Origin of the sequence: Peribacillus sp. YIM B13472, from assembly GCF_042788005.1 — a bacterium.
GTDB classification, from domain to species: Bacteria; Bacillota; Bacilli; order Bacillales; family DSM-1321; genus Peribacillus; species Peribacillus simplex_E.
On sequence record NZ_JBHZPG010000027.1, the window covers coordinates 47,353 to 74,267 of the forward strand.

Consider the following 26,915-nt stretch of genomic DNA (forward strand, 5'->3'; position numbering starts at 1 on the left):
AATCATCGAAAAGGAAAATATAATTGAATGGTGCATATACCAAATTGACTGTTATGGACTTTTATTATCATTTGGATTTAATGATTCAGAAAAGGAGGAAATCCGTGGGGAGCATTAAGAGATATTTGCAATTCGTCAAACCATATAAATGGCAGATAATCGGGACGGTACTGATAGGATTGCTAAAGTTCGCGATTCCGCTTTTGCTTCCATTGCTCAGTAAGTATATTGTGGATGACATCATCGGAAATGGTGACCTGTCCAAAGCCGTGAAGTCTGAACGCCTTTTATGGGCAATGGGCATCATGATATTCATTTTCGTTGCAGTCAGACCGCCGATTGAGTATTACCGTCAATATTTCGCTCAATGGACCGGAACGAAAATTTTATATGATATTCGTAATGATTTATTTACTCATATACAGAAACTGAGTTTTAAATATTATTCCAATACAAGGGTGGGCGAGGTCATTTCAAGGATGATCACGGATGTGGAACAAACGAAGAACTTTGTCATCACGGGTCTGATGAACCTTTGGCTCGATATCGCAACGATCATCATAGTGATAGTCATCATGTTTACGATGGACGTGAAGTTAACCATTGTATCCATCATCATGCTTCCATTTTACGCATTTTCGATTAAGCATTTCTTCGGCAAGCTGAGAACCTATACAAGGATTCGGTCCCAAGCGTTGGCGGATGTACAGAGTCACCTTCATGAACGGGTTTCAGGGATGTCAGTCATCAAAAGCTTTGCGATAGAGGACAGGGAACAGGAATTGTTTGCGAAGCAGAACAAGAATTTCCTCGATAAGGCCCTAAAGCATACGAGCTGGAATGCTAAGTCATTTGCTGTCGTGAATACGATTACGGATATTGCCCCCCTCCTCGTGATAGGATTTGCCGGTTATCAGGTCATTCATGAACAATTGTCACTGGGTACCATGGTTGCTTTCGTCGGTTTCATAGACCGGCTATATAATCCCCTCAGACGTTTAGTTAACTCCTCGACGACAATGACCCAGACATTGGCGTCCATGGACAGGGTTTTTGAGTTTGTGGATGAGAAGTATGATATCGACGATGAACCAGGGGCGAAAGAGCTGAAGCATGTGGATGGCCGAATAACCTTTCAGGATGTATCGTTTGCTTATGACGAGAAAGAGCCACCCGTTTTGAAACATATAAATTTGGATGTTAAACCAGGGGAAACCATTGCACTTGTCGGAATGAGCGGAGGAGGGAAATCCTCGATCGTCAGTTTGATTTCCCGTTTCTATGATGTGACGGAGGGAAGGGTATTATTGGACGGGACGGATATACGTAAATATCAAGTCCGCAGCCTAAGAGATAAAATAGGAATGGTTCTACAGGATAATATCTTATTTAGTGAATCGGTTAAGGCCAACATCCTTATGGGACGACCTGATGCAAGTGATGAAGAAGTGTTTGAAGCGGCAAAGGCGGCGAATGCCCATGACTTCATCATGGGTTTAAAAGAAGGATATGAAACGAAAGTCGGGGAGCGGGGAGTTAAATTATCCGGGGGCCAAAAGCAACGGGTGGCCATTGCGAGGGTATTTTTAAAAAACCCGCCAATACTTGTTCTCGACGAAGCAACCTCCGCATTGGATTTGGAAAGTGAACACTTTATCCAGGAGGCGTTGGATATTTTGGCGAAAAACCGGACCACGATCATCGTCGCCCATCGGTTATCAACCATCACCCATGCCGATCGGATCGTTCATATAGATAATGGGGAAATTACGGAAATGGGAACACACGAAGAACTTATGAAAAAGCAAGGGAATTACTACAACCTATTTCAAGTGCAACAATTGGATTCTTAAGGATACAAGATGAAAAAGAAGGCCATTCCGCTAAAGGAATGGCCTTCTTTTTTATTCTGATACGAACTTGTGCAAGCACGTTATGAAATCCTTTTTTCATGCAGCGTTTTTTTTCCAGGAAGGAAATGCGGCAGATGCTTTATTCCCTCAGGCAAGGCGATGCCGACGATGATCAAGCACATCCCGAACCATTGCAGTGACGTAACCTGTTCATTCAAGAAGATGACGGAAACGACCATCGCTGAAGGCAGTTCCGCAGCACAAAGAATCGTTCCAAGCCCGACCCCCACTTTCGGTAAACTGACAGCAAAGAAAAAGAAAGGAACTAAAACACCGAAAGTGCCGAGCAGCAGACCGTAGTACCATAGGTTCGTTTGGACAAGATTCGTTACAAGTGTGACGGGGTTAGTCGTGAATACAGCAGTCAGCATACCACCCGTTGCAATGAAAAACAGCCGTTTCATGGAAGATTCCCCAACAGCGAATTGAGAGTTGCAGTACATATACAGCGCAAAAAGCAATGCAGACAATAGTCCGAACAATACGCCTTTTAGGCTTAGGCTAGATAGAGGCTGACCAAAGATCGCCCCTGCCAATAATGTACCAATGAAAAGAACGAAAATGGCAATGAGTTTATTTTTATCCGGGCGTCTTTTATTTAAGAAGCTTTCAATAAGGACGCCTATCCAGGTAAATTGAAATAAAAAGACAACGGCAATCGAAGCGGGAAGCTCGGATACGGAAACGGCATATGCCTTTCCGACGAAAGTGGACATCATGCCCGTGATTAAAAGTAATCCGGCACTCTTCCATGAAACTTTATATTTAAACGAAAAAAGAAATAACACGGAGACAATCAGCCAACCGACGAGGTATTGACTGCCGACCAGTTCTCCGGAAGAATGGCCATCCATGAATCCAAACTTGATCATCGTGGATAAAGTGCCATATGAGATCGAACCGATTAAGACCATTATGGAATACTTCAAAAGTTGCATGTTTTTCACCCCTGTAAAAATAAAAATCGCCACCTGCCAAAAAGGCAAGTGACGAACGAAAAAAGGAAATCCTTTTAAAATTCCGTCTCTCAACAAAAGCTGAGTTTAAAAAATTGTTTGTGTTGCATTACCTTAGCTTAAAGTCTTTGTGAATATTTGTCAACCAGAAAAATAAGTTAGGCCTGCAGTCAATCTTTAAGCTAAAGGCGGTGGCAGAGGTCGGAAATGTCTCTTTTATGCATAGTAATTGAAAACCCCCAAAGAGGCGAATAGCCTCTTTGGGGGGATGTGTTTCAGTCACGATTTTCCTGGAAGTCTTCCAATGTACCACGATATTCCGCGTCTTTCATTTTGCGAAGATTAGGCTTTTTTTCTGCAGTTGGCTCATCATTTGGCTTTTGATTGTGAAGCTTGGAAAGAGCCAAACGATAATCCTGATCTTTCATTTTCAATTCATCATTGTCTGTTGGGGAGATGATTTCGGTAACAGTATCATCTGCCGAAGAGAAAGAGGACTCTTCCAATGAGTTCTCTTCCTCGACACCCGGCGGCTTATCTTCAGGTGATAAGGCTTTGATATTGAATGTGATCAAGCCAGTAACCGCTATTATGGCAACGATGATAATTAGAATTATGCCCATTGAATCAAGCCTCCTAGAGCTCGTTTATGAATGAACGGGTGACATGGGCTACCCGTTTTCCTAATGCTTCTCCAAGCTGCAAGTCATTTTTGGTGATATTGTCATCCACACCGGGCGGACAGCTTATCCCTACTCCATAGTAGGAACCATATAAGGCGTTTTCCGGGACAGTGCCGGGTAAGCCGACTATGATCATGCCTTGATGAAGCATTGGGGTGATTAAGTTCAGCATGGTAGCCTCGAGTCCGCCATGTACGGTGGCCGTCGTACAGAATACAGCCCCCACTTTATTGATCAGCGCACCTTCCGCCCATAGATACCCAAGTTTATCAATCCATGTTTTCAAACTCGAACTGATGGTGCCGAAATGACCGGGACAGCCCCAAATGATTGCATCCATTTCCTGAAGCTTATAAACATCCGCCTCGTTTACATGGTCAATGAGAACCTCAGCCCCAGGAACCGCAGCGGCTCCTTGAGCTATTGATTCGGCAAGTGCTTTCGTATGGTTACCTTCACTGTCGTAAACAACATAGATCTTCATTTTTATTCCCCCATTTAGTTAAACCGATTTTTTTACTGGTGAAGGAAGCAAAGGTACATCCAAATGTTCCTGTTTAGCTTTTTTCATTGCTTTGTCCTTCCGAACGTCACGCAAAAACAATGAGAGAACGATACCGGCAATTGCGAAGCCTGTTGCCCAAAAGAATGCATCATTGATTCCCATCACATTTGCTTGACCCTGGATTTGTGAAGAAATCAGCGACATGGCAGTTTCCTGTGCCTGTTCACTAGTTTGATTCATCGAACTCATGATGGATTGGACGATTGTTTGGAAGTTCTGAACAAAACCGGGATCACTCGTACTCATTTCCGTTCCTAAAGCAGTTCCATGGAAAGAAGCACGGGTAGTATAAATGGTCGTCACGAAGCTCGTACCAATGGCTCCGGTAACTTGTTTCAGCGTATTGCTCATTGCCGTACCATGTGTATTCAAATGCTTAGGAAGCTGGTTCATCCCAGCTGTCATGATCGGCATCATCAGTAAAGACATTCCAAGTGCACGGATGGCATAGATGATGACCAAAGTCGAATAGGTCGTTTCCGTAGTCAAATTAGCAAATTCGAAGGTTGTGACAGCAGTGATCGCTAAACCAAAAAGTGCTAATGGACGAGGACCGATCTTGTCAAATAATGCTCCTGAAATGGGTGACATCACCATCATCACAAGGGCTCCGGGTAACATCAATAGACCGGATTGAACTGGTGTGAAGCCTCTTAAAGTCTGCAAATATATTGGCAATAAGAATATCCCGGTAAACATGGCCACTGTGACGATGGCGGAAATGATATTCGATAATACGAACATGTCATACTTGAATACACGGAAGTCGAGCATAGGTGTTTCCGATTTTAGCTGTTGAACCACAAATAGGGTCAATAGGATCAGCCCGATGATGATCGTTCCCAGAACGATTGAATCCGTCCAGCCTTTGGAACCTGCTTCACTGACACCGTATAGTAATGATGCAACACCTAGCAAGGATAAAGAGGCGCCCAATAAATCCAATTTGATTTTCTTTGGTTCTGCTACATTATGCATGCGTAAAAGCGCAAGTATTATGACTATCATGCCTAATGGCACCATTGCGTAGAACATGACCCGCCAGCTATATTCCTGAATGACCCAACCTGATAAAGTCGGGCCGATGGCAGGGGCAAACATAATGGCCAGTCCGAATATCCCCATTCCTTTCCCGCGCATTTCCGGAGGGAAGATGAAAAGGATGATCGTCATGACCAATGGCTGGAGGATCCCGCCGCCAGCCGCCTGGATCAGCCGGCCTGTAAGGATGACGGGGAAATTAGGTGCAATGCCGCAGATGAATGTCCCGACAGTGAATAGAAACATGGCAGCAAGGAATAAAATCCGCGTGCCAAACCGTTCTATTAAAAAAGCGGACAGTGGGATCAAGGCTCCATTCACGAGCATGAATCCAGTTGATAACCATTGAATCGTAGTCGCAGCTACATTGAATTCTGCCATCATCCTCGGCATGGCGACACTAAGCAGAGTTTGATTCAAAATGACCATGAACAAACCTAGCATTAAGATAATTAACATGGGGGCAAACTGTTTCATTCCCTTGTTTTCATTTACTGAGATGGTTTGAGAAGCCATTTATTGAAAAGCCTCCTTTCTGTATAACTGTGTAGCCGGTTTATTTAGTTGAAATTTTCACTTCTGCGTTCATTCCAGGAAGAACTTTATCGGATGGTGCCTTGATGGAAATTTTAACTGGTACTTTTTGAGTGACTTTCGTATAGTTTCCGCTGCTGTTTTGATTGCCCATCACTGAAAAGACAGACGTTGTGGCATAACCGATCTGTTCCAATGTACCTTCGAAAACAGTATCGGGATCTCCATCGATGATAATATCGACGCTGTCACCCTTTTCGATATCCTTCAATTTTTTTTCCTCAATATTAGCCGTTATGGACAGATCATCCATATTGATGGTCTGAGCTAGCGTTTGACCCGCTTGAACAAGCTGCTCATCATGCACTTGTGTTTTAACGATTGTACCTTGTGCTGCGGTTTTTACTGCTTCTTTTCCATCTAAGGTGGTTACATTGGCAACTTGGTCATTCTTATTTACACTGTCTCCTTCGTGTAAGTCCCAATCTGCTAATTTACCGGCAGCGGGGGCCACGATGGTATAAAGCTCTCCCGACACTTTCGCTTCATCCGTTTTAATGAAATTCGTGCTTTCATAATAGTAATAAGCCCCACCGGCTAATACTGCTACTATAATAACCAAACCAATGACATTGATTAAAACTAAACGTCCTCTATTCACTTGTTTCGCCTCCAAAAATATTGATGATGTATTCCCTTTGATTAACGTTCATTAGCTAGAAAGGATACCGCCTCCTATTATATAGTTTATTTATTAATTTTAATAAATATTAATTTTTATAAGTATTAATATTATTAAGTAAAGAGTTTACCAGTTTAATTATTTTTTGTCATGTAATTTATTCGGTATAATGGTGGGAAATAAATACAGAGAAATAGTAAAAATTTGAATTTTTTTTAGTTTTAAGGATATATGGAAAGTAAATTTGACAATGGAATGTCATTTAATTAAATTTAAGAGGTAGGATTGTCCTATATAAGGAGTGAGAAGGCTGGAATTTAAATGGGAAGTAACTAATAGTATAGAAATGCAGATTTTTCGGATTAGGAAGAAGCTTAGGGCCATCGTAGCAAAAAATCTTCAGCCTTATGGATTAACGTCGCCTCAGTTTTTCATATTATTGATATTGAAAAAAGAGGGGTCGATCAAATCGACCAAGCTTGCTGACTTCTTAACCGTAAAGCCAAGTGCGATTACCGTATTTGTAGATAAGCTGGTCGAAATGGATTATGTAAAACGGCAGCCCTCTGAAAAGGATCGCCGGGTCATCAATCTTGAATTGAAAGAGGCAGGGGAAGCTATTTTGGGGAGAGTCCTTGCGGATCATAACCAATTGATGGGCAAGAACTTCAACTCATTCTCAGAAGATGAGCTTCAGGATCTTTTGCAGAAATTGGATACGATTGAAAAGGCTGCTGATAAGAACCTTTTGGATGATTGAATGAGGGGCCTGCTCTAAATAGAGACGAAAAAAGACGGTTCCCGGGAACCGTCTTTTTTAATCTTCTTCATACTGGACAGATAATTCGTTATCTTCCTTATGGAAGGACTGGAAGCTGACGATCAGCTTTTCAAGATGTTCCAATTGTTCGTCATATTCTATGACTGCAGAAATCAATGGTACAAGACGGGCAGAGAGATGGCCCAGATTATCATGCATTTCGTCCACTTGATTTTGCTGTTCGAAAAAGTGGGCGAGCAGATCTTTACGACTTAAACAATCCTGGTTCCAATCTTCAATCTCGTCGATGGACTTGATTTTTTCGATATGCAGTAATATCAACTGTTCATGCTTGCGGATCAGGGAATCAAGCTGCTGTAAGATGCTCCGTTGGAAATCTTCAGGCATTTGATATACTTCATTCTCGAATTTATGGACTCTCTTCAAGGTTTCAAACGCTTTTTTTGTAGTTATGATCATCTGCCGATAAATGACAAGCTTTCTTGCTTTAGCTACACTGTTCTTTTTGAAATATTCCCGTTCCTCTTTGTACATGGAATAGATATGTTCCAGATCGAGTAACTCCGCCTTCAATCGGCTGATGTCTTTTTTCAATAAAGTGTGTTCTGTAGCGTGCCTTGTGCTGATTCTGATCCATTTCAAGATGTCTTCCGTTACATCTGTAATGCGTGTATAAAGCTTTGCCTCGTACTTTGGAGGAATGAAAACCAGATTCACGATGAACGAAGAAATGATTCCAAGCAAAACGGATGAGAGACGAATAAAGGCAAAATTCAGGAATTCCCCGTCCTGGCTTTCCATGATGGCAATGACCGTCACGATGGAAAGGACAATCGTTTTATCCATTTTCAGTTTTAAATTGATGGTTATGACAACCATTACAGCAAGACCGATTATAAAAATATCATTTCCGAACAACAAAACGAAGGAGACAGAAACCAATGCGCCGATGATATTTCCTTGAATTTGCTCCAACACCGTTTGATATGAACGGTAAATAGTCGGCTGTATTGCAAAAATTGCAGCAATCCCAGAAAGGACAGGAGCAGGAAGATTAAGCAGTTCCGATAGATAAAGCGCTAAAACAATTGCTATTCCTGTTTTGAGAATGCGGGCACCAAACTTCATATATGGGTTAATCCTTTCTTTGTGTTGTAATGGATCGTGGTAAGCAAAGGCTCTATTTATATATAAGCCTTTGCTTAAAGTTGTATTCTAACTTATTTGTTAGTACTTTACACTAAAATAAGAAGATGTAAACAAAAAGTAATATACAGGATTTTCCTAAGAGTTACAATACTAAAATCAAGTTTAATATATAAAGAAACGATAGGCAATTTCTTGATTGCTTTCAACTGTGTTTTTCCATCGTTTGAAGACTATCCCAGAGGTATATGATAGGAAAAGGCTGATGCTCAAATTGAAAAGCATCAGCCTTTTTTAATATATTTTCGGCATCACTCCGTGGATACGGCAGGATCCGCCTGTTCTTTTACTGGAACGACCTGAAGGAAGTGTTCTCCAGGATTTTGTAGCAGTGTCTCTAAAGAGGCAGCTTCTTCGGGTTGGCCATGATCTTTCAAGAGGGTCGTGTATTTGCCCAGAAGTTCGGTCACATCCCGCAGGCCTTTTGCGGATAGGGGCTCAATGGAAATCTTTGCCCCTTTCGCAACCCGTTTCTTAATGACCTCTTTGGTTAATCCAGATTCGGGCTGTTGCCGTAAATAAACGACACCGCCTGTCATCCCTGCGCAAATCCATGGGCCGGGATCGCCCAGAACTAAACCTCTTCCATTTGTCATGTATTCAAAGGCGAATCCCTTAATATTGGAAGTTACAGCAATATTACCGTTTTCCTTTTCAGGAAGCGGTTGTTTCAATAATCCCCCAATGATCATATCCGCTCCGGAAAGCCGGATTCCCGCCCTGGCATCGGCATCGCCTTGGGCAATGAGGAGACCATGCTGTGCACCGTAACCAAAGCCCTTGCCGACGGAGCCATTGTAGAACTTCCCATCTTTTCCTGGAGATTTAAAGATGGCAATATTACCGCCAATCGATGTTTTGCCAATGCCATCCTGGGCACCGCCATTCACGCTGATTGAAATTCCCTCCGTATTGTATGCCCCAAGTCCATTACCCGGAATGGAACCATCCAGGTAGGATAGGTGAACGGGAGGAAGTTTTTTGTATGATCCATCCAATCTGCCCCTAACGCGGTGACAGGACACCCTGCTGCCGAGTACACGCTGCTCGGAGGTGATCGAGCTATAGCTACGGGATTGCTGCAGATCATCTACATGCGAATCAAGATATTCAGCGCCAACGGCTACCTGCATGGAGCCTTCATTTAAATATGCCGCCGTTTCTTTATGGGAGAACGGTGTTATATCCAGGTTTTTCAATAAATAGGTTAAATCCAATGATTGTTGACCTTTAACTTGCTGTAGCAAATCGGAACGTCCGACGATATCCTGAAGATTCTTCACCCCAAGTGACCCGGTCAAAGATTTGAGTTCTTTTGCAAATGCACTGAACATATTCGTTAATCCTTGAACGGCTAAATCAAATTTTCGTGGAACAAAACGGCGCAGCCCATGTTCTTTCGCCTGCGCTTCCGATTCAATTTGGGTGGCGATTCCCACATGACAAGTATCAAGGTGACATCCGCGGCACGTTGTACAGCCGACGGCAATCATCGAAAGGGTCCCAAAACCTACACGGTTTGCACCAAGCAGCATTACCTTCAATACATCCATCGAGCTTTTTAACCCACCATCAGCCCAAATTTCAACATTCTGTCGGATACCTGACTCAAGCAGAGCATTATGGGCCGCTTTTACACCAATCTCAACTGGTAGACCGACATGTGCGAGTGCATGGATCCTGGCAGCACCCGTTCCGCCATCAAAACCAGACAGCGTTATGATATCGGCCCCCGCTTTTGCGACGCCGACAGCAATCGTACCAATGTTTGGAACGACTGGTACTTTAACGGCAACTTTTGCTTTGTCATTTGCCGTTTTTAGCTCATGGATCATTTGGGCCAAATCTTCAATTGAGTATATATCATGGTTATTGGAAGGGGAGATCAAATCGGAACCGATTGTTGCATTTCGGGCTTCTGCGATTTTCGCAGTGACCTTGGAACCGGGAAGGTGACCGCCTTCACCAGGTTTTGCCCCTTGACCAATTTTAATTTCCAATAGATTTGAAGAGTTCAAGAGTTCTGCATTGACACCGAAACGGCCGGAAGCGATTTGCTGTCCGCGGGATTTCGGGTACTTGCCCAGCATATCCTTTATTTCCCCGCCTTCACCATTCATGCTGATCATGCCTAACCTCTCGGCAGCTTCAGCATAGGCCCGGAAAGCAATCTCATTTTGTGATCCAAAGGACATGGATGCTATGACGAACGGCAATTCCTGTTCGCCGACCGAAAGACTGACTTCTTCAGAAGGGATGGAAGCATCTGAAGTTTTTAATGATGTCAAGTGGCGGATCGTCGTAGGATTGGATTCTTCCTGTTCGGTGATCTTTTCACGATAAGCATCATAGTCCCCGGTTGAAGCAACTTCTCCAATGGACTTCCAAATTCTAGGGAATAGATGGAAGGTCTTACCCATCCGTTCTTTTTCGTTGCCGTAATCTTCCGCCCGCTGGATGGCATCTGCCTTGATTTTATCAAAATTATAGTCCAGATCATTGGATCCGAAGAAGTTAGCCACATTTAAATATTTCGCGATTTCCTCATGTAAACCGATGCTTGAGAAAAGTCTTCCATAGCCGCGCAGCTCATGAATGCCAATGGTTGAGATGACTTTCTCAAGCCCTTTCGTCAAGGAGTTATATAGATTGGTAACTCCCTTGATGTCATCTGAAGATAAGGAAAGGAACATATAATAGGGGCTGATTAAGTTGGCCCCAAGACCATAAGAAACGATGATATCATGCAGTGACCTTAGCGATGCTGAACGTAAAAGGATGGAACAATCACGGCGCTTGCCCGTGCGGACCAACGCTTGGTCGACGGCTGAGGTCACGAGGTGGGGATCAAGCCAAAGGTTGCCGTTTTGATGAGCGAGGGCATCATCCAGAACGAGCAGCGTTTTTCCTTCATCCACTGCATTGACACTTTCATCCGTTATCCTGGTCAAGGCATCCGTTATGTTTTCATCCTCTTTGAACGTGCTTGAAATGAAGTGCACGAGTTTTTGATCTTGGTTATATTTAATGAACTGATCATAGCTTGGCTGCGATACGATAGACGAGCACTCATAACCCGTTGATCCTTCAATCAATAAGGGAGTCAGCAGCTCCGTGACATTTCCTGCTTTATTCGCTTCGAATAGGGAAGGACGCTTTCCGATGATGGTTCTTGTTGAGAAGTGCTCGGTTTCCCGGTCACGGTCGATCGCTGGGTTAGTTACAACGGCCACACTTTCCTTGATGAAATCAGCGATGTTGGTCCGTTGGGGGTTAAGTGCTGCCAGTGGCGCATCGTGACCAAGTGAACGAATGGGCTCAGCGCCTTTTTCGGCCATCTGTTCCACTAATTGCACATGCTCCCTTTCCCACCCAAAGGCTTTATATTGACCATTATGAATGGCTTGCGTGTTTGTCATGGAGATAACCTTTTCAAAAACTTGGGGCCGTAAGCGGACTCGGTCATTGGAAAGGACGAAACGATCATTGAAGAGTTCAAATACTTTATCCTGGTAATCCTTGTATGTGTACAATTCAATACGGTCGCCGTTCCATTTCAAACCGATTTTTTCCCCAGGACCCATCGGTTTCGGATCTCCGGTATATTCGCTGGAAGGGATGATTCCTGGTTCGGAAGTGAACATATAGGATGATTCCGTTTCAATATTCCATAGTGGGCGCAAGCCTAAAGAGTCGACAGAGAACACGGCTTCATCGCCGAAACGGGAGATGATGCCTGCCGGACCTTGTGCAAAATGACCCCATGCTTCCCTTAAATACGTATATAAATCCTGTAAGTGTTCGGGATATTCCTTGATTTCATTGATGATTGGCGGAAACATAAGATCGACAGCTTCAAATAAAGAGTAGCCATGACGGCAGATGAAAGTCTCGATCGTCTTGTTTAAATCCTGTGAGTCACTTCCATCTTTAGCGATGGGAACTCCGATCATTTTCGCTTCATCACGCAATTTGGCGATGGTATTGATTTCGCCATTATGACCAAGTACACTGAAAGGCTGGACCCGGAAGAAGCTTGAGAGAGTATTAGTTGAAAAACGATTATGTCCCAGTGTCATGGTGGAGGCAGCCAAAGGGTCTGCAAGATCAAGATAATAGGCAGGGAGCGTATCCCCCGCACCCATCACTTTGTATACCGCATGATGCTGGCTTAAAGATGCAACATGGATGAAATCACTTTTTTCGATGTCGGAAGTCAGCTCAAAAAGAACATTTGAAAGCTCCTGGTTGTTATTGATGGTGGAGGAACAGGCAAATTGCCAGAACACTGGGTCTTCTTGAATGGCAATCGGTCCCAATGCCTCGGAACGGTAGGCTTTATCCGTTTCGAATATCAATGAGAGACCATGCTGGAGCAGTTTCTCCTTGACTTCGATTTTTAAGTCGTTAGCTTCTGTTTTTTTGCTTAAAAATAAGTGGCCGACTATGAAGGAATCTTGATCGACGATGCTTGGATCGACATTTACCGCTTCAAGCTTCTTTTTCCAAAGAGCCCGGGGAATATCGATATGGATGCCGGCGCCATCGCCCTCACCATTGATGAAGCCGCAGCGATGGTTCATTTTAACTAGGGCGTCGATACAGGCAAAGATGTTTTCGTTAGTAGGGATTTTCTTTTTTTGGATGCAGGAAACGATACCGCAGGCATCATGTTCTTCCTTGTGAAATTCTTTGAATGTAGCAGGTGTCCATTGTTGGGCCATATATGCGGCTTGAATAAGGTTTCCCTTATTCTCTGCCTTTCACCTCCTGTAGCATGTGTTTAATGGGGGAAATATTAGTAAACCCGAACAATTGTCCAAGTTTTGATAGATTGAAAGAAAGTGTATAAATGTATATAAATGTATTCATATCATATCATTTAAATATTCAGAAATCAATTTTTTATACAATGGGATGGATGCTGTGATTGATGGGATTTATGTAGGAAGAGGCCTCAAATGCTAATATTAAAGATTTATTACAGATAAATAAGAAACCCCCAAGATTGATGTACATCCTGAGGGTGTATAAAAAATGCATAATTATGCTGATTCGATTTATTATATTAGGTTTTTGAATGCATGTTCAACCGCTTTTAGAGTATAAGCGATATCGTCATCAGTGTGGGCAATTGTCAAGAACCAGGCTTCGTATTTGGACGGTGCCAAATTGATTCCCTGGTTGAGCATGAGTTTGAAGAACTTAGCGAACATTTCGCCATCCGTATTTTCCGCCTGCTCATAGTTTTCAATCTTTTCTGTCGTGAAATAGATCGTCAATGCCCCTTTAAGGCGGTTGATGGTGATCGGGACATTATATTCGCGGGCCGCTATCAGGATACCTTCTTCAAGGATTTTTCCCAGCCGGTCAAGCTCCTCGTACAGACCCTCTTCTTTAAGTACTTCTAAGCAAGCTATTCCGGAAAGCATGGAAGCGGGATTTCCTGCCATCGTACCTGCTTGATAGGCAGGTCCCAGCGGGGCGACAGTTTCCATGATCTCTTTTTTACCGCCATAGGCACCAATAGGAAGCCCGCCCCCGATGATTTTTCCAAGCGCGGTCAAATCGGGTTGAATTCCCAAGTAGTCCTGTGCCCCTCCATACATGAAGCGGAACGCTGTGATGACCTCGTCAAAAATGACGAGTGATCCGGCTTCGTGAGATAATGAAATGACTTCTTCCAAGAAGCCAGGACTCGGTTCCACGATTCCAAAGTTGCCGACGATCGGTTCTACCAGCACGCCTGCAATTTCAGTGCCCCATTTATCAAGTGCTTCTTTAAATGACTCGATATCATTGAAAGGTACCGTGATGACTTCTTGTGCGATGCTTTTTGGAACGCCGGCAGAGTCCGGTGTACCTAAAGTGGACGGGCCGGAACCTGCAGCGACGAGAACAAGGTCGGAGTGTCCATGGTAACAGCCTGCAAACTTGATGATCTTATCGCGTCCTGTGTATGCGCGGGCAACACGGATGGTGGACATGACGGATTCGGTGCCTGAATTGGTGAAGCGGACTTTATCCATGGATGGTATGGCTTCTTTCAACATTTTGGCAAATTTGACTTCATGTTTTGTCGGTGTGCCGTATAAAACGCCCGTTTCTGCAGCTTTAATGATAGCCTCCGTAATATGTGGATGCGCATGACCAGTGATGATCGGGCCATATGCAGCTAAATAATCGATATATTTATTGCCATCAACATCCCAGAAATAAGCCCCTTTGGCATGATCCATCGCAACCGGCGAACCGCCGCCTACAGCTTTGTAAGAACGGGATGGGCTGTTAACCCCGCCAACGATATGTTCCAATGCCTCTTTATGTAAAAGCTCCGAATTACTAAAATTCAATCTTAAAACCTCCTATAAATATAAACATATTTCCTCTTAATCATAGCACTTTTCCCTTTGTAAATCTGGGGTCGAAGTCTAGGAAATGTGATTAGTTCCCTGGTGGAACCGCTGCAACCCTAGAACATCAGGATTCCGGGCCATCAATTTGTTTCGGAAAGGGGGTCGGATCCCAAAACTCCGGTTATGAAAGTAAGAATGGCCAAGAAAGTGTCAGGGTTTTCGATGTCGAATGATTGGCGGTTCATTTCGCCCTGGGATTGGTAATAGATTAGATGACCGGTTCCTCTTTCTTCATTAATACGAATGTGGAAACTTATGGGGGTGCTTTCGATTGACCCGCTGGAATCCCTTTGGATGACCTGGCATAATAATTCCCCGTATTCATCTTCATAAAGGAAGTCATATCGGAGGTCGAAAACGACCTTTTCGATTTGGGATAGTAATAATCTTTTGATACTCATAGCATACTCGCCTCCTTAATAAATGTATCTGGTACAGCGATCATTTCGCCCTGAAAATGGTATATGGCATCCAAGCATTTTTATTGTCTAAAAAGGTTAGGTTGGATAAACTAATTCATTAGGACAAGAGATTACGGAGGATGTAACAGGATGAGTGATGCAATTCAAGTAAAACAGCTTCGGAAGGAATTTAAGTCGGCATCAAGCCGTGCAGGGTTAAAGGGTGCCTTCCGGGATTTACTTACCAGAAATTATAAGATAGTCCCTGCCGTCAATGATATCAATTTTACTGTAAAAAAGGGTGAGATGGTAGCTTATATCGGGGAAAATGGTGCAGGGAAATCGACGACGATCAAAATGCTGACAGGTATTTTGGAACCGACAGCAGGTGAAATCACAGTCAATGGAATGAATCCACATAAAGAAAGGGAAAAGTTCACTCAGACAATTGGAGTCGTGTTTGGTCAGCGCTCACAGCTTTGGTGGGATATTGCAGTTCAAGAATCCTTTAGGCTGCTAAAAAAGGTCTATAAGGTAACGGATGAACAATATAACGATCATATGGAACATGTTATCAAGACGCTCGATATCGGACCTTTGCTGGACAAGCCAGTGCGTAAACTTTCACTTGGTCAGCGGATGCGCTGCGAACTTGCGGCAGCCTTGATCCACAATCCGCCTTTGCTGTTCCTGGATGAGCCGACGATTGGACTTGATGTACTCGTGAAAATGAAGATTCGTGAGTTCCTGAAAGAAATCAATGAGAAATATAATACGACGATCCTTTTGACTACCCATGATTTAGGTGATATTGAAGCATTATGTGAGCGCGTAATCATGCTTGATGAAGGACAGATCATTTATGATGGGGAATTACAGAGTTTGAAAGATAACTGGGCTGAGGAAAAACAGATCCATTTTCAATTCATCGAGCCGATTGCATTGAAGGAATTGCAATCATTGGTGCTCCCATTTAATGCTAACTGGGTTTATGATGAGAAAAATCAAACATACATTGCCTTGTTGAAAGAAGAAAGTGATCATATTTCACAGCTTGTTTCGGCTGTTGTAGCTCATTTTAAAATAAAGGACATCAAAATCCATGAAACGTCCATTGAAGAGATTGTTCGCAACATTTACGAAGAAGGCACTGTCTGACTCTCTTATCATTAAGAAACAACGTGTCTATCAAGAAGGGGGAGGGCCATGGGAAAGTATCTTGCAATGATCCGCATGCGTTTTTTGATGATGCTTGCGTATCGAACGGATTATTATACCGGCATTTTAATTTATAGCATTAATATCGGTGCCTATTATTTCTTATGGAATGCGATATATGGAGAAAAAAGCTCCATCGAAGGACTTTCAGGGATGCAGATGACAACTTATGTCGCAGTTGCATGGATGGCGCGCGCTTTTTATTTCAATAATATTGACCGCGAAATCGCCACTGAAATTAAAGACGGCAAGGTCGCCATTGAAATGATCCGGCCTTATAACTATTTAGGCATGAAAACGATGCAAGGACTTGGGGAAGGGATATTTCGTTTCTTCTTCTTCTCGATTCCAGGAATGCTGCTGGTAGCTTTCATATTTCCTATAGAATTGCCGCATGAGCCGGCTACGTGGGGGATGTTCGGCATTTCCTTGCTGTTCAGCTTCATCATCAATACACAAATTAACTTATTGACGGGGATCACTACCTTTTTCTTATATAATAATGCCGGATTGATCCGGGCTAAAAGGGTTATCATTGATTTATTTTCCGGTCTGCTGCTGCCCATCAGTTTCTATCCGGTATGGGCGCAGGAAGTGATGAAATATTTACCCTTTCAAGGGATCAGCTATGTACCAAGCATGATTTTTACGAACGGGTACAGTTCAGGCGAAATTGGCATGGCGCTTTTACAGCAGATAATTTGGTGCATCATTCTCATAATACCGATTCAGCTTTTATGGATAGTCGCAAAAAAACAGCTGATTATTCAAGGAGGTTGACGGGATGTTTTATGTATCGATGTTTTTTCAATATGTGAGTCAATATATGAAAACCAGATTGCAATATAGAGCCGATTTCTTCATGGAAATCCTATCTGATCTGCTGAATCAGGTCGTGAATCTGGTATTTATCTTAGTTGTTTTTGGGCATACCCAATTTTTAAGCGGCTGGAGCCGTGAAGAAATCATATTCATTTATGGATTCTTCCTTATCCCATTTGCCCTTTTTTCTGCCTTTTTCAACATCTGGGATTTTAATGACCGCTATATCGTCAAAGGTGAAATGGATCGGATATTAACAAGACCGATACATAGCCTGTTTCAAGTCATTTTAGAAAGAATCGAACTAGAAGCGTTATTTGGTGTTGTGACCGGTTTGATCATTATATTCTATTCGGGGATTTCATTGGACCTTCAGCTTGCGTGGTATGACCCGATTCTTTTCATCATTTTTGCAATAGGCGGGGCCCTTGCTTATGCAGCCATATTCGTTGCGATAGCAAGTATTGGGTTCTGGTCGGATGCGAAAACATCCATCATGCCAATGATGTACAATATCGGGAACTACGGGCGCTATCCAGTTGATATTTATAATAAGGTCATCCGTTTTGTCCTTACATGGGTGCTGCCATTCGCGTTTGTTGGTGTCTATCCGGCATCTTATTTCCTAAGAAAAGAAGAGTGGTATGCATATGCATTTGCCACACCTGTAATCGGGGTTGCCTTTTTCGTGATATCCGTTTTCATATGGAATCAGGGAGTGAAAAGGTACCGCGGGGCAGGGAACTAAAAAAACCCCTTCAACAGCATTCATGTTGAAGGGGTTTTTGTTTAGTTCCGTTTTTTCTTTCTTTCAATATATCTTGCTTGTGCTTGAACATATTGCTGCTTTTCCTCTTCCGTTTCCGGAATGACCTGAGGTACGTTTGTCGGCTTGCCGTCTTCATCAATGGCCAGCATCGTTAAAAAAGCGCGTGCCGTAAGCTGTTTTTCACCTGTTAATAGGTTCTCACGCTCCACTTTCACGAATACCTCCATTGATGTTCGGTGAGCACAGGTGACATAAGCTTCAAGGTTGATTGCATCCCCTGTCTTGATGGGGGCCAAAAAATCAAAAGAGTCGCTTGAAGCAGTCACAACGGGTTTTCGACAATGGCGCATAGCTGAAATGCAGGCTATTTTATCAACATAGGCCATTACTTTTCCGCCAAAGATGGTATTGTGATGATTTGTATCCGGTGGAAAAACAAGGTCGGTTAAAAAAGTCCGTGACTGCTGTGTTGGATGGGCAACGTTCTTTTCAATCATTGGCCTGTTGGTTTGGCTAAAAGGTTTTCACGGACGATTTTTCCTGCTTCGACCATGTTTTTCAGGGAAGCGACGGTTTCCGGGATACCCCTTGTTTTCAGGCCGCAGTCGGGATTGATCCAAAACTGATCTTTATCCAATACCTTGATGCCCCGTTCAATCATATCGACCATTTCTTCCACTGCCGGCACACGCGGGCTGTGAATATCATACACACCCAGGCCAATACCTTTTTCATATGTTTTTTCCTCGAATGCGGAAGCTAGCTCCCCGTGACTACGGGATGTTTCGATGGATATTACATCGGCATCGAGGGAGGAGATGACATCCATGAAACTGTTGAAGTCGCAATAGCACATATGCGTATGAATTTGGGTTGTATCCTCCACGCTTGATGTGGATATCAAGAATGAATTCACAGCCCAGTTCAAATACTCGTCGCGATCGCTTTTTTTCAATGGCAGACCTTCTCTAAGTGCAGGCTCATCAACCTGAATCATTTTAATTCCAGCGGATTCTAATGCAATGACTTCTTTTTCCAAAGCGAGCGCCAGCTGATAACAAACATTCTCCCTGGAAATATCATCACGGACAAATGACCAGTTCAAAATCGTAACAGGACCTGTAAGCATTCCCTTTACCGTCTTCTTCGTCAGTGATTGTGCGTATACACTTTCCCTGACTGTCATCGGTTCGATGAAATGGATGTCGCCGTAGATGACTGGTGGTTTCACGCAGCGGGATCCATAGGATTGTACCCAACCCTTTTCCAGAAAGACGAAACCGCCTAACTTATGGCCGAAGTATTCAACCATATCCGTCCGTTCGAATTCCCCATGAACGAGAACATCCAAACCGATTTCTTCTTGGATTTCGATCCACCTGCCGATTTCTTCGTTAACGAATGTTTCATATTGCTGAGCGGTCCATTCTCCTCTTTTGAATTTCCCCCGTGCTTGTTTAACTTCAAATGTCTGCGGAAAGCTACCGATCGTAGTCGAAGGAAGAAAAGGCAATTTGAAAAATTCCTGTTGTTTTTGGTAACGCTCTTTAAATGGAATGTGACGGCCGGCGGTCCTGGTTTTAACCTTTTCGACTTTCAATTGTACAGTCCCATGATTCCGTGCATTTGAACTTGCTAACGTTTGAACCGTACATTTATTGGCAACTACTTTTTCGGCGATTGCTTCAAAGCCTTGATTATTCCCTTTGACCAAGAGTGTGATTTCCTCAAGTTTCTCATCAGCGAAAGCAAGGGCCTGTTTCACTTCTTTTGAAAGGGCGGATTCATTGCGAACGGTCACTGGGACATGAAGCAGGGAACAAGAGGGCTGAAGCCAGATTTGGTCTTCGGCTACCTTTTTCTTAAGAGTCTCAATCAATTGAATTTTTTTCGTTAAATCAGATAGCCAAATGTTTTTTCCGTCAATCACACCTGCAGCAAGCACTTTGTCCTTCGGGAAGCCAAATGCTTCAAGGTTACTTAGATTTCTCCCTTTATCATGTACAAAATCAAGACCGATTCCTTGGACTTTTAATTCGATGACTTCTTGGTAGTGTTCCACGGCATCAAAGTATGTTTGTAGCATGATGTTCAGGTTTGGTGCTGCTTCATTCAGTTTTTCGTAGAGGTAAGTAACAGTTTGCATATCATCCTTGGAAATGGATGAAACAAGAGAAGGTTCGTCCATTTGTACCCACTTCACGCCTTCTTGCTCCAACTCCCGCAGGATTTGTGTGTATAGGGGAAGCAAGCTCAGGATGATGCCAGGGATCTCTTGTTTATTGAAGCCTTTGGAAAGGGAGATGAAGGTATAAGGTCCGATCAACACGGGCTTCGTTTCAATCCCTAGCTTTTCCTTGGCTTCCCGATATGCTGCAAGTGGTTTATTTTCTGTTAAAGTCAGCTGTGGCAGTTTTAATTCAGGGACAATATAGTGATAGTTCGTATTGAACCATTTCGTCATTTCGGAAGCGACTTCATCATTGTTTCCTCGAGCCATTGAATAATATACGGAAAGGGGAACGCTGCCGCCTTCATAGGCTGAATAACGTTCAGGAACAAGACCGAACATGACGGACATATCGAGCATTTGATCATAGAAAGTGAAGTCGTTGACAGGAATGATATCAATACCCCGTTGCTTCTGTTTTTGTAAGTTGCCTAAACGGATTGCTTTTAGTTGTGCCGTAAATTCCGCTTCATCGATTTTACCTGACCAGTAAGCTTCCAATGTACGTTTCCATTCACGATTTTCCCCGATTCGAGGGTAACCCAAACTACTGCTTTTCAAAATTCCCATCCTCCTACATTCATTTTATTGAACAATAAAAAAAGCATCCCTAACCGTCAAAAGAGAAAGTTAGAAATGCTTAAAATAAGAGGCATGCAGAATGCCCCTTACAATTATAAGGTCCCTAACACCTCCCTATCTCCCGTAGGTTAAAACAGTGTTGTCGAAATAGGCAGGTCTCCTGACTTAGGGATTATCATTAGCTGCGGGCCTTCCCGATCCTTTGATCAGTGGCATATTGGATGGCGCTAACACTCCCATTACAGTGGCGGGACCGTGCCGGAATTACACCGGACTTCCCTTTTAATCCTAATTTAAAATTAGGAACCTATTCCCACATATGAAATTTTACAAAACCTGCCTTTATAAACACTGTTTGCAGGCTAAAAATTTATAAAATAAAAACTATTATAAAAATTTAGACAATCTTAACATATCCGACCGAAAGGGTCAACATGGAAAAAAGATTCGGGAAAAGTATCCGTTTATTGAGTGTGTGGGTGATAAGGATTAGGTCTGTTCCTAAAAAAGAATATATTGTTTGGACAGGGAGTATGTATAGAGGGAGTGGCGTTTTGAAATGGGGCGTGGGGGATGACTTTCTACATCTTGATTGCAGGAATCATTTTTTGCATGGTGATGAGCATTCGTACGTTATTTCTTGTTGAGTCGGGAGGAAAGAAATTTTCTCTGGAGGATATGCTGTGGCTTGGCAATTTATATGCGACGATATTGGTTGGATTTGCCCTGATTTATTTATTATACGAGCTTCAGAATCATTCGGTGATTCTTGATATGGGCAATCGGTTGGATGGTACTTTCTATGAACAGTTGAAGACTTCTTTTTATTTCAGTGCGATGACGATGTTTTCTGTAGGGTATGGAGATATAGCCCCGATTGGTATGGGCAGGATGATAGCTACCATTCAGGCTTTCATCGGGTATACACTGCCGGCAGCGTTCGTGATTCGGACAGTTATCGATCTGGAGCAGAAAGATAGGAAGGATAAATGAAAGTTGTGTTTCTTTCGATTATTGGGTACTCTTACCATAATGAAAGAAATGGAGGGTTCAATATGACTGTTAAAATTGGAGAAAAAGCACCTGATTTCAAACTCCCTGCAAATAATGGTGAAATGGTTTCCCTATCGGATTTTAAGGGGAAAAACATTGTTTTATATTTTTATCCAAAAGACATGACGCCAGGTTGTACGACGGAGGCCTGTGATTTCCGGGACCATAATGAGCAATTCGAGGAATTGAACGCGGTCATCATTGGTATCAGCCCAGATCCAGCGGCACGTCATGAAAAATTCATTGAAAAACATGGATTGCCTTTTCTGCTGCTGGCTGACGAAAATCATGAAGCGGCTGAATCATTTGATGTGTGGCAATTGAAAAAGAACTTCGGCAAGGAGTATATGGGCATTGAACGTTCAACTTTCCTGATTGATAAGGCTGGTAAGGTAGTCAAAGAATGGCGTAAAGTAAAAGTCAAAGGCCACGTCGAAGAAGCGCTTGAAACTCTTCGCGACCTCGAAAAATAAGGGACAGGCAGATGAAGGATGAGCGAATAACGAGGCTTGCAGCCAGGCTGATTCATCATTCGATACAATTACAGCCAAAAGAGAGAATCCTCATACGGGGGCATATCAACACGAAACCATTATTGAAAGAGCTGATTGATGAAGTATACAGAGTGGGTGCTTATCCATATGTAGAACTCGAAGACGATGAGATAAGCCGCCACCTGCTACAAGGGAATGTGAAGGAGCAACTTGACACATCTTCGCAATGGGCTCTGAAGAAATATACGGATATCGATGCAGTCATCATCATCACAGGGGAAGAAAACGATGTGGAAATGACTGATGTTCCCATCGAGAGGCTCCGACTTCAAGGGGAGGCTATGAAATCCCCCACTCTTTTCTATGTAAACAACCGTCGTTGGGTCTTACTTAATTATCCCACCAACGCATCAGCGCAAAAAGCCGGCATGACCTTCAACAGGTACCAAGACTTTCTGTTGAACGTATGCACCATGGATTACGGGAAAATGGAGGCGGCCTTGAAACCGTTAAAACAATTGATGGAACGGACTGACAAAGTCAGGATCGTTTCACCAGGGACAGATTTGACCTTTTCCATTAAAGGTATGCCGGCCATCATATGTGCCGGAAAAAAGAATTTACCGGATGGGGAAGTGTTTACCGCACCCATAAAAGATAGTCTCAATGGAAGGATATCCTTCAACACACCCACAACCTATGAAGGAATCACCTTTAGTGACATAGAATTAAACTTGGAAAAGGGAAAAATCATTAAAGCAACTTCCAATCGTAACCCTGAAATGAACCGAATTTTGAATATTGATGAAGGGTCCCGGTTTATCGGGGAGTTCGCAATTGGAATCAATCCATACATATTGGAACCTATGGACGATATCTTGTTCGATGAGAAAATAAGCGGGAGTCTGCACTTGGCTATTGGGCTCGCCTATGATGAAGCGGATAATGGAAACCGTTCATCGATACATTGGGATATGGTCTTGATCCAGCGTCCTGAATATGGGGGTGGTGACCTCTATTTTGACGACGTCCCGATCAGAAGGGATGGCGTTTTCATTTTGCCGGAATTACATGCATTAAACCCAAATTCTTTAAAATAAAGCCTTTTTTAATAAGGGTAAGGCTTTTGTCCAACTCAAAAAGGGGACACCTGAATATGCTTTATTAAGGGAATACCTCCTCAGAGAAAGTTGCGCGGGACACATAGAGCCCGTGTTTTTTTATGTTAATTAAAAGGGAGAGATAAACATGTTAATACTTTCGACTGTCATTCCGAATGAAGGTATCCAAACGAAGCTGATGGAAGCTTTTCCTGATTTGAACTTCATTTATCAAAAAGGATGGACCGATGGGCCGCTTCGTGAAGCGGAAATCCTAATTACATATGGTGAAGACTTAACTGAAGAAATCATTGGGAAAGCGGCGAACTTGAAATGGATCATGGTCATGAGTGCAGGGATGGAATTAATGCCATTTAAAGCCATTGAGGAACGTGGCATTCTGGTGACCAACGCAAGAGGCATTCATAAAATCCCTATGGCCGAGTATACGATAGGGATGCTTTTGCAATATGAAAAGAAATTGAAACTGCTTATGAAGAATGAAAAGGAAGAGTTGTGGGATAGAAAGATTGAAGTAGGGGAATTGAATGGCAAGACTATGCTCGTTATAGGTGTCGGTGCAATTGGAGGGGAAGTGTCTCGTCTTGGGAAAGCCTTTGGGATGACGACGGTGGGAGTGAACCGGAGCGGGAAGCCAGTGGAATCCATCGATCAACTTTATACTCTGGATAATTTATTGGAAGCCATACCGGGAGCCGATTATATCGTATCCGTCCTGCCAAGTACTGATGAAACGAAGGGCTTTCTGCAAAAAGAGCACTTTAAAGCAATGAAAGAAACGGCAGTATTCGTGAATATTGGCCGAGGCGACCTGATTAACGATGAAGTGTTGATCGAAGCCTTGGATGCCGGAGAATTGTCCCATGCCATCTTGGATGTATTCGATCCGGAACCTTTGGGAAAAGGGCATCCGTTTTGGAGGATGGAGAATGTTACAGTCACACCGCATCTATCAAGTAAAAGCGGAGAATATTTACCAAGAACCTTTGCCATTTTCGAAAAAAACATGCGTGAATACCTGGAAGCTGGAAAAGACTTCACCAACGTAATCGACTTATCCAGGGGATACTAAACTCAATGTAAAAATGGTAAAGATTCAATGTGTTCATGAATAAACTAAAAAAGAATGGTTAAGCCATTGAATTATTGACAAATTCAACGCACAAAAGGTACACTATTTATAAATATTATAATTTAAGAATTCATACTTAATGAGAAAAAGAGGTGGATGGCGGTGTCTGAAGTTCAGTTAAAAGAAGCGTTGGATTCCTTAAAAGATACCGGTGTAAGAATAACTCCTCAACGCCATGCAATACTTGAGTATTTGATAAGCTCCATGTCCCACCCTACCGCTGATGATATATATAAAGCGCTGGAAGGCAAGTTTCCGAATATGAGTGTGGCAACGGTTTATAACAACCTGCGTGTGTTCCGTGAGGTAGGTTTGGTAAAAGAACTTACGTATGGTGATTCTTCAGCAAGGTTTGATTTTGTGACGACGAATCATTATCATGTAATTTGCCAAACTTGCGGGAAAATTGTGGATTTCGATTATCCTGCATTGGATGAAGTCGAGCATTTCGCTGCACAAGTCACCGGTTTCAATGTTAGTCACCATCGGATGGAAATCTACGGCGACTGTACGGATTGTGCGAAAAAAGAATCGCATTAAAAAAAGTTCCTCCACTTGGTTGGAACTTTTTTTCATGTTATCAAGAAATGATACAATTGTTAAAGACTTCTTGAAAGGGAATTCAGCTAGTGGAATTCCTCTAGTCATGCAGGCTTTTTCGGTTATATTTTTCGTTGAATTCTTCGCCTTCCAACTTTTTGTCAAGTGTCAATGGTTCTTCACAATGCATGCAAATATCTACACGGCCTAGGATTTTTGTAGGTTTGCTGCAGTTAGGGCAGACAACCTGGATCGATTTTGTAGAGAGCATTCCAATCCAAAAATAAACCCCTGTGCTTGCGATTATGAATAAAAGGCCCAGCCCCATGAAAATCGTCATGACAACAGGATTCGTTTTGAAGAAAAGACCAAGGTACATTACGATAAAGCCAATGAAAATCAAACTCAAAGCAAAAGTACGTATTTTATTGATTTTGCTAGAATATTTAGCCATGGATTGTCCCTCCTAAAATATAACTTTAACTATAACATAAACAATGGATGGAACAAAAAAGAAATAAAGGATACATATTACTTTTGAATTGAAATAGTTTAGGTTAAGGGAAATAAGCAGGAATTTGAAGAGTTTTGTCGAAAATCTAAAAAAAAAGGTTTTGGAGGAATTTATGATGGAAGATATCCTTCGCCCGATTTATCAAGAGCGAGCAAGTTTAAAATCTACACTTGGAATCTTGTTAATAGAAAAAAGAGATGATAATAGCCCGATCACCGATACATTTGACTACATCCTTTTTGTAATTGCAGACGAAGCCGAAGAGGCCGTGTTTTTAAAACATTACACTTACCAGGATAAAAAGGCAGCCTTGCATATCGTAAAGGAAGACCAGTTAAAAGAATGGCTCCTATTAGGCACGAACCGCAAAGTGGTTGACTGGATATATAATGGGAAGGTCCTTTTTGACCGGAATGAATATTTGGACCGTTTGAAAACCGAAATCCGTGAGTTCCCCTTCTATGGAAGGAAGTTAAAGATGGGGATGGAATTCGCAAAGTTAATTCGCAGGTACATGGATGGGAAAAGCTTCTTTGAAAAAGGCCATCATCTTGAGGCATACAACCATGTCGTTCATTCCCTGCATCACTTGGCCCGTTTGGAAATAATTGAACAAGGCTTTTATCCGGAGGTTACGGTCTGGAACCAAGTGAAGCATATGGAACCTGAAATCTTCAAGTTGTATAAAGAATTGATCAGCAGTGAGGAAACTCTCGAAAAAAGATTGGAGCTTCTATTCCTTGCGAGTGAGTTTCTTATTTATTCTAGGACTAATGCGGGTTCACAGCATTTGGTTGAAATAATGGGGACGAAAGAAGAACCGTGGACGATTGCGGAGCTAATGGAGCATCCGGAAGTAAAGTTTTATTCAGTCGACCTAGGTGTTTTATTGGAATATATGATAGAGAAGAAGGTTATCGAAGTCATCAAAGCGGAGACAAAAGGGCACGAGGTATATCATCGGTTTTATCGGGTATCAAAAAACTTTTAAAAAAATGCAATTTTAATGTTGACCATTAATAATATAGGTGTTATATTAATACATGTCGCTGCGGGACATCAGCTTTCGCAGCTTCATCAAAACGAAAATAACGAAAATAACTAAAAAAAATTAAAAAAAACATGTTGACAACGAAGTTGAAAGCATGGTAAGATGTAAAAGTCGCTTACGAGGTAAACGACAACGAAATTGCTCTTTGAAAACTGAACAAAACAAAGCGCCAACGTTAAATTTTAAGTGAGCACACACTATTAAAAAAGCA

The 26,915-nt window shown here is 42.6% G+C and carries 23 protein-coding genes and 1 riboswitch; of the genes, 11 read left to right on the forward strand and 12 right to left on the reverse strand.

The window, feature by feature from the left end:
* The first annotated feature begins 104 nt into the window (after positions 1-104).
* A complete protein-coding gene (locus tag ACFX4I_RS18830; protein WP_377422280.1) occupies positions 105-1,853 on the forward strand; it encodes an ABC transporter ATP-binding protein in 1,749 nt (582 codons plus the stop codon).
* 80 nt (positions 1,854-1,933) lie between these two features.
* On the opposite strand, the gene ACFX4I_RS18835 is transcribed toward ACFX4I_RS18830, so the two are convergent.
* From ACFX4I_RS18835 to ACFX4I_RS18855, 5 genes are all read right to left on the reverse strand, one after another.
* Entirely contained in the window at positions 1,934-2,851 is a 918-nt protein-coding gene (locus ACFX4I_RS18835; RefSeq protein WP_377422282.1) for an EamA family transporter, read from the reverse strand.
* A 293-nt stretch (positions 2,852-3,144) separates the two neighbouring features.
* Positions 3,145-3,492, reverse strand: coding sequence for a hypothetical protein (locus ACFX4I_RS18840; RefSeq protein WP_309519441.1), 348 nt, complete (start codon positions 3,490-3,492; stop codon positions 3,145-3,147).
* Positions 3,493-3,505: 13 nt separating this feature from the next.
* Positions 3,506-4,036, reverse strand: a complete 531-nt coding sequence (locus tag ACFX4I_RS18845; RefSeq protein ID WP_063234827.1) for an NAD(P)H-dependent oxidoreductase — start codon at positions 4,034-4,036, stop codon at positions 3,506-3,508.
* 18 nt (positions 4,037-4,054) lie between these two features.
* On the reverse strand, positions 4,055-5,674 hold the full coding sequence (locus tag ACFX4I_RS18850; protein ID WP_230302725.1) for a DHA2 family efflux MFS transporter permease subunit: 1,620 nt from the start codon (positions 5,672-5,674) through the stop codon (positions 4,055-4,057).
* Positions 5,675-5,714: 40 nt separating this feature from the next.
* Positions 5,715-6,353, reverse strand: coding sequence for a biotin/lipoyl-containing protein (locus tag ACFX4I_RS18855; RefSeq protein WP_230302726.1), 639 nt, complete (start codon positions 6,351-6,353; stop codon positions 5,715-5,717).
* A 322-nt stretch (positions 6,354-6,675) separates the two neighbouring features.
* Between ACFX4I_RS18855 and ACFX4I_RS18860 the strand changes: the two genes are divergently transcribed.
* On the forward strand, positions 6,676-7,134 hold the full coding sequence (locus ACFX4I_RS18860) for a MarR family winged helix-turn-helix transcriptional regulator (RefSeq protein ID WP_081395760.1): 459 nt from the start codon (positions 6,676-6,678) through the stop codon (positions 7,132-7,134).
* Positions 7,135-7,191: 57 nt separating this feature from the next.
* Here ACFX4I_RS18860 and ACFX4I_RS18865 read toward each other — a convergent pair whose 3' ends face one another.
* The 4 genes from ACFX4I_RS18865 to ACFX4I_RS18880 form a co-directional block, all read right to left on the reverse strand.
* On the reverse strand, positions 7,192-8,283 hold the full coding sequence (locus ACFX4I_RS18865) for an FUSC family protein (protein WP_309519442.1): 1,092 nt from the start codon (positions 8,281-8,283) through the stop codon (positions 7,192-7,194).
* A gap of 329 nt (positions 8,284-8,612) precedes the next feature.
* The gene (locus ACFX4I_RS18870; protein ID WP_377422286.1) at positions 8,613-13,085 is read right to left on the reverse strand and encodes a glutamate synthase-related protein; all 4,473 of its coding nucleotides are present in this window, start codon (positions 13,083-13,085) and stop codon (positions 8,613-8,615) included.
* Between the two features lie 339 nt (positions 13,086-13,424).
* Positions 13,425-14,714, reverse strand: a complete 1,290-nt coding sequence (locus ACFX4I_RS18875; protein WP_230302729.1) for a glutamate-1-semialdehyde 2,1-aminomutase — start codon at positions 14,712-14,714, stop codon at positions 13,425-13,427.
* A 143-nt stretch (positions 14,715-14,857) separates the two neighbouring features.
* A complete protein-coding gene (locus tag ACFX4I_RS18880; RefSeq protein WP_377422288.1) occupies positions 14,858-15,178 on the reverse strand; it encodes a hypothetical protein in 321 nt (106 codons plus the stop codon).
* Positions 15,179-15,328: 150 nt separating this feature from the next.
* Between ACFX4I_RS18880 and ACFX4I_RS18885 the strand changes: the two genes are divergently transcribed.
* The 3 genes from ACFX4I_RS18885 to ACFX4I_RS18895 are packed head-to-tail and all read left to right on the forward strand — an operon-like array spanning position 15,329 to position 17,966.
* The gene (locus ACFX4I_RS18885) at positions 15,329-16,336 is read left to right on the forward strand and encodes an ABC transporter ATP-binding protein (RefSeq protein WP_230302731.1); all 1,008 of its coding nucleotides are present in this window, start codon (positions 15,329-15,331) and stop codon (positions 16,334-16,336) included.
* A gap of 48 nt (positions 16,337-16,384) precedes the next feature.
* On the forward strand, positions 16,385-17,176 hold the full coding sequence (locus ACFX4I_RS18890; protein WP_230302732.1) for an ABC transporter permease: 792 nt from the start codon (positions 16,385-16,387) through the stop codon (positions 17,174-17,176).
* 4 nt (positions 17,177-17,180) lie between these two features.
* The gene (locus ACFX4I_RS18895) at positions 17,181-17,966 is read left to right on the forward strand and encodes an ABC transporter permease (RefSeq protein WP_048678294.1); all 786 of its coding nucleotides are present in this window, start codon (positions 17,181-17,183) and stop codon (positions 17,964-17,966) included.
* 41 nt (positions 17,967-18,007) lie between these two features.
* Here ACFX4I_RS18895 and ACFX4I_RS18900 read toward each other — a convergent pair whose 3' ends face one another.
* Together ACFX4I_RS18900 and metE are read right to left on the reverse strand one after the other, a co-directional pair.
* Positions 18,008-18,484 carry an acyl-CoA thioesterase gene (locus ACFX4I_RS18900; protein ID WP_054397787.1) on the reverse strand — a complete coding sequence of 159 codons (477 nt, stop codon included), beginning with the start codon at positions 18,482-18,484 and terminating at the stop codon, positions 18,008-18,010.
* A complete protein-coding gene (gene metE, locus ACFX4I_RS18905; RefSeq protein ID WP_377422291.1) occupies positions 18,481-20,787 on the reverse strand; it encodes a 5-methyltetrahydropteroyltriglutamate--homocysteine S-methyltransferase in 2,307 nt (768 codons plus the stop codon). The genes ACFX4I_RS18900 and metE overlap by 4 nt, the downstream gene beginning before the upstream one ends.
* 145 nt (positions 20,788-20,932) lie before the next feature.
* Positions 20,933-21,125: riboswitch (cobalamin riboswitch) on the reverse strand.
* Positions 21,126-21,372: 247 nt separating this feature from the next.
* On the opposite strand from metE, the gene ACFX4I_RS18910 reads away from it, so the two are divergent.
* From ACFX4I_RS18910 to perR, 5 genes are all read left to right on the forward strand, one after another.
* Positions 21,373-21,792 (forward strand): potassium channel family protein, encoded by a 420-nt coding sequence (locus tag ACFX4I_RS18910; RefSeq protein WP_034305333.1) that lies wholly within the window; start codon positions 21,373-21,375, stop codon positions 21,790-21,792.
* 62 nt (positions 21,793-21,854) lie between these two features.
* On the forward strand, positions 21,855-22,325 hold the full coding sequence (bcp, locus tag ACFX4I_RS18915) for a thioredoxin-dependent thiol peroxidase (RefSeq protein WP_191929754.1): 471 nt from the start codon (positions 21,855-21,857) through the stop codon (positions 22,323-22,325).
* An 11-nt stretch (positions 22,326-22,336) separates the two neighbouring features.
* The gene (locus ACFX4I_RS18920) at positions 22,337-23,446 is read left to right on the forward strand and encodes an aminopeptidase (RefSeq protein WP_377422293.1); all 1,110 of its coding nucleotides are present in this window, start codon (positions 22,337-22,339) and stop codon (positions 23,444-23,446) included.
* Positions 23,447-23,594: 148 nt separating this feature from the next.
* Positions 23,595-24,539: a D-2-hydroxyacid dehydrogenase gene (locus ACFX4I_RS18925; protein WP_309519445.1), complete on the forward strand. Its 945-nt coding sequence runs from the start codon at positions 23,595-23,597 to the stop codon at positions 24,537-24,539.
* 156 nt (positions 24,540-24,695) lie between these two features.
* Positions 24,696-25,139 (forward strand): peroxide-responsive transcriptional repressor PerR, encoded by a 444-nt coding sequence (gene perR, locus ACFX4I_RS18930; RefSeq protein WP_230304218.1) that lies wholly within the window; start codon positions 24,696-24,698, stop codon positions 25,137-25,139.
* Positions 25,140-25,239: 100 nt separating this feature from the next.
* Here perR and ACFX4I_RS18935 read toward each other — a convergent pair whose 3' ends face one another.
* On the reverse strand, positions 25,240-25,593 hold the full coding sequence (locus tag ACFX4I_RS18935) for a YgzB family protein (RefSeq protein ID WP_076371179.1): 354 nt from the start codon (positions 25,591-25,593) through the stop codon (positions 25,240-25,242).
* A 175-nt stretch (positions 25,594-25,768) separates the two neighbouring features.
* On the opposite strand from ACFX4I_RS18935, the gene ACFX4I_RS18940 reads away from it, so the two are divergent.
* Entirely contained in the window at positions 25,769-26,644 is an 876-nt protein-coding gene (locus ACFX4I_RS18940) for a nucleotidyltransferase-like protein (protein WP_377422298.1), read from the forward strand.
* Positions 26,645-26,915: the final 271 nt, after the last annotated feature.

Bases quoted from the DNA above. Each gene is read 5' to 3' on its own strand.
- ACFX4I_RS18835 (WP_377422282.1), bottom strand. From the start codon at position 2,851: ATGCAACTTTTGAAGTATTCCATAATGGTCTTAATCGGTTCGATCTCA.
- ACFX4I_RS18840 (WP_309519441.1), bottom strand. From the start codon at position 3,492: ATGGGCATAATTCTAATTATCATCGTTGCCATAATAGCGGTTACTGGC.
- ACFX4I_RS18845 (WP_063234827.1), bottom strand. From the start codon at position 4,036: ATGAAGATCTATGTTGTTTACGACAGTGAAGGTAACCATACGAAAGCA.
- ACFX4I_RS18850 (WP_230302725.1), bottom strand. From the start codon at position 5,674: ATGGCTTCTCAAACCATCTCAGTAAATGAAAACAAGGGAATGAAACAG.
- ACFX4I_RS18865 (WP_309519442.1), bottom strand. From the start codon at position 8,283: ATGAAGTTTGGTGCCCGCATTCTCAAAACAGGAATAGCAATTGTTTTA.
- ACFX4I_RS18870 (WP_377422286.1), bottom strand. From the start codon at position 13,085: ATGGCCCAACAATGGACACCTGCTACATTCAAAGAATTTCACAAGGAA.
- ACFX4I_RS18880 (WP_377422288.1), bottom strand. From the start codon at position 15,178: ATGAGTATCAAAAGATTATTACTATCCCAAATCGAAAAGGTCGTTTTC.
- ACFX4I_RS18885 (WP_230302731.1), top strand. From the start codon at position 15,329: ATGAGTGATGCAATTCAAGTAAAACAGCTTCGGAAGGAATTTAAGTCG.
- ACFX4I_RS18890 (WP_230302732.1), top strand. From the start codon at position 16,385: ATGGGAAAGTATCTTGCAATGATCCGCATGCGTTTTTTGATGATGCTT.
- ACFX4I_RS18895 (WP_048678294.1), top strand. From the start codon at position 17,181: ATGTTTTATGTATCGATGTTTTTTCAATATGTGAGTCAATATATGAAA.
- ACFX4I_RS18900 (WP_054397787.1), bottom strand. From the start codon at position 18,484: ATGATTGAAAAGAACGTTGCCCATCCAACACAGCAGTCACGGACTTTT.
- metE (WP_377422291.1), bottom strand. From the start codon at position 20,787: ATGGGAATTTTGAAAAGCAGTAGTTTGGGTTACCCTCGAATCGGGGAA.
- ACFX4I_RS18910 (WP_034305333.1), top strand. From the start codon at position 21,373: ATGACTTTCTACATCTTGATTGCAGGAATCATTTTTTGCATGGTGATG.
- bcp (WP_191929754.1), top strand. From the start codon at position 21,855: ATGACTGTTAAAATTGGAGAAAAAGCACCTGATTTCAAACTCCCTGCA.
- ACFX4I_RS18920 (WP_377422293.1), top strand. From the start codon at position 22,337: ATGAAGGATGAGCGAATAACGAGGCTTGCAGCCAGGCTGATTCATCAT.
- ACFX4I_RS18925 (WP_309519445.1), top strand. From the start codon at position 23,595: ATGTTAATACTTTCGACTGTCATTCCGAATGAAGGTATCCAAACGAAG.
- perR (WP_230304218.1), top strand. From the start codon at position 24,696: ATGGCGGTGTCTGAAGTTCAGTTAAAAGAAGCGTTGGATTCCTTAAAA.
- ACFX4I_RS18935 (WP_076371179.1), bottom strand. From the start codon at position 25,593: ATGGCTAAATATTCTAGCAAAATCAATAAAATACGTACTTTTGCTTTG.
- ACFX4I_RS18940 (WP_377422298.1), top strand. From the start codon at position 25,769: ATGGAAGATATCCTTCGCCCGATTTATCAAGAGCGAGCAAGTTTAAAA.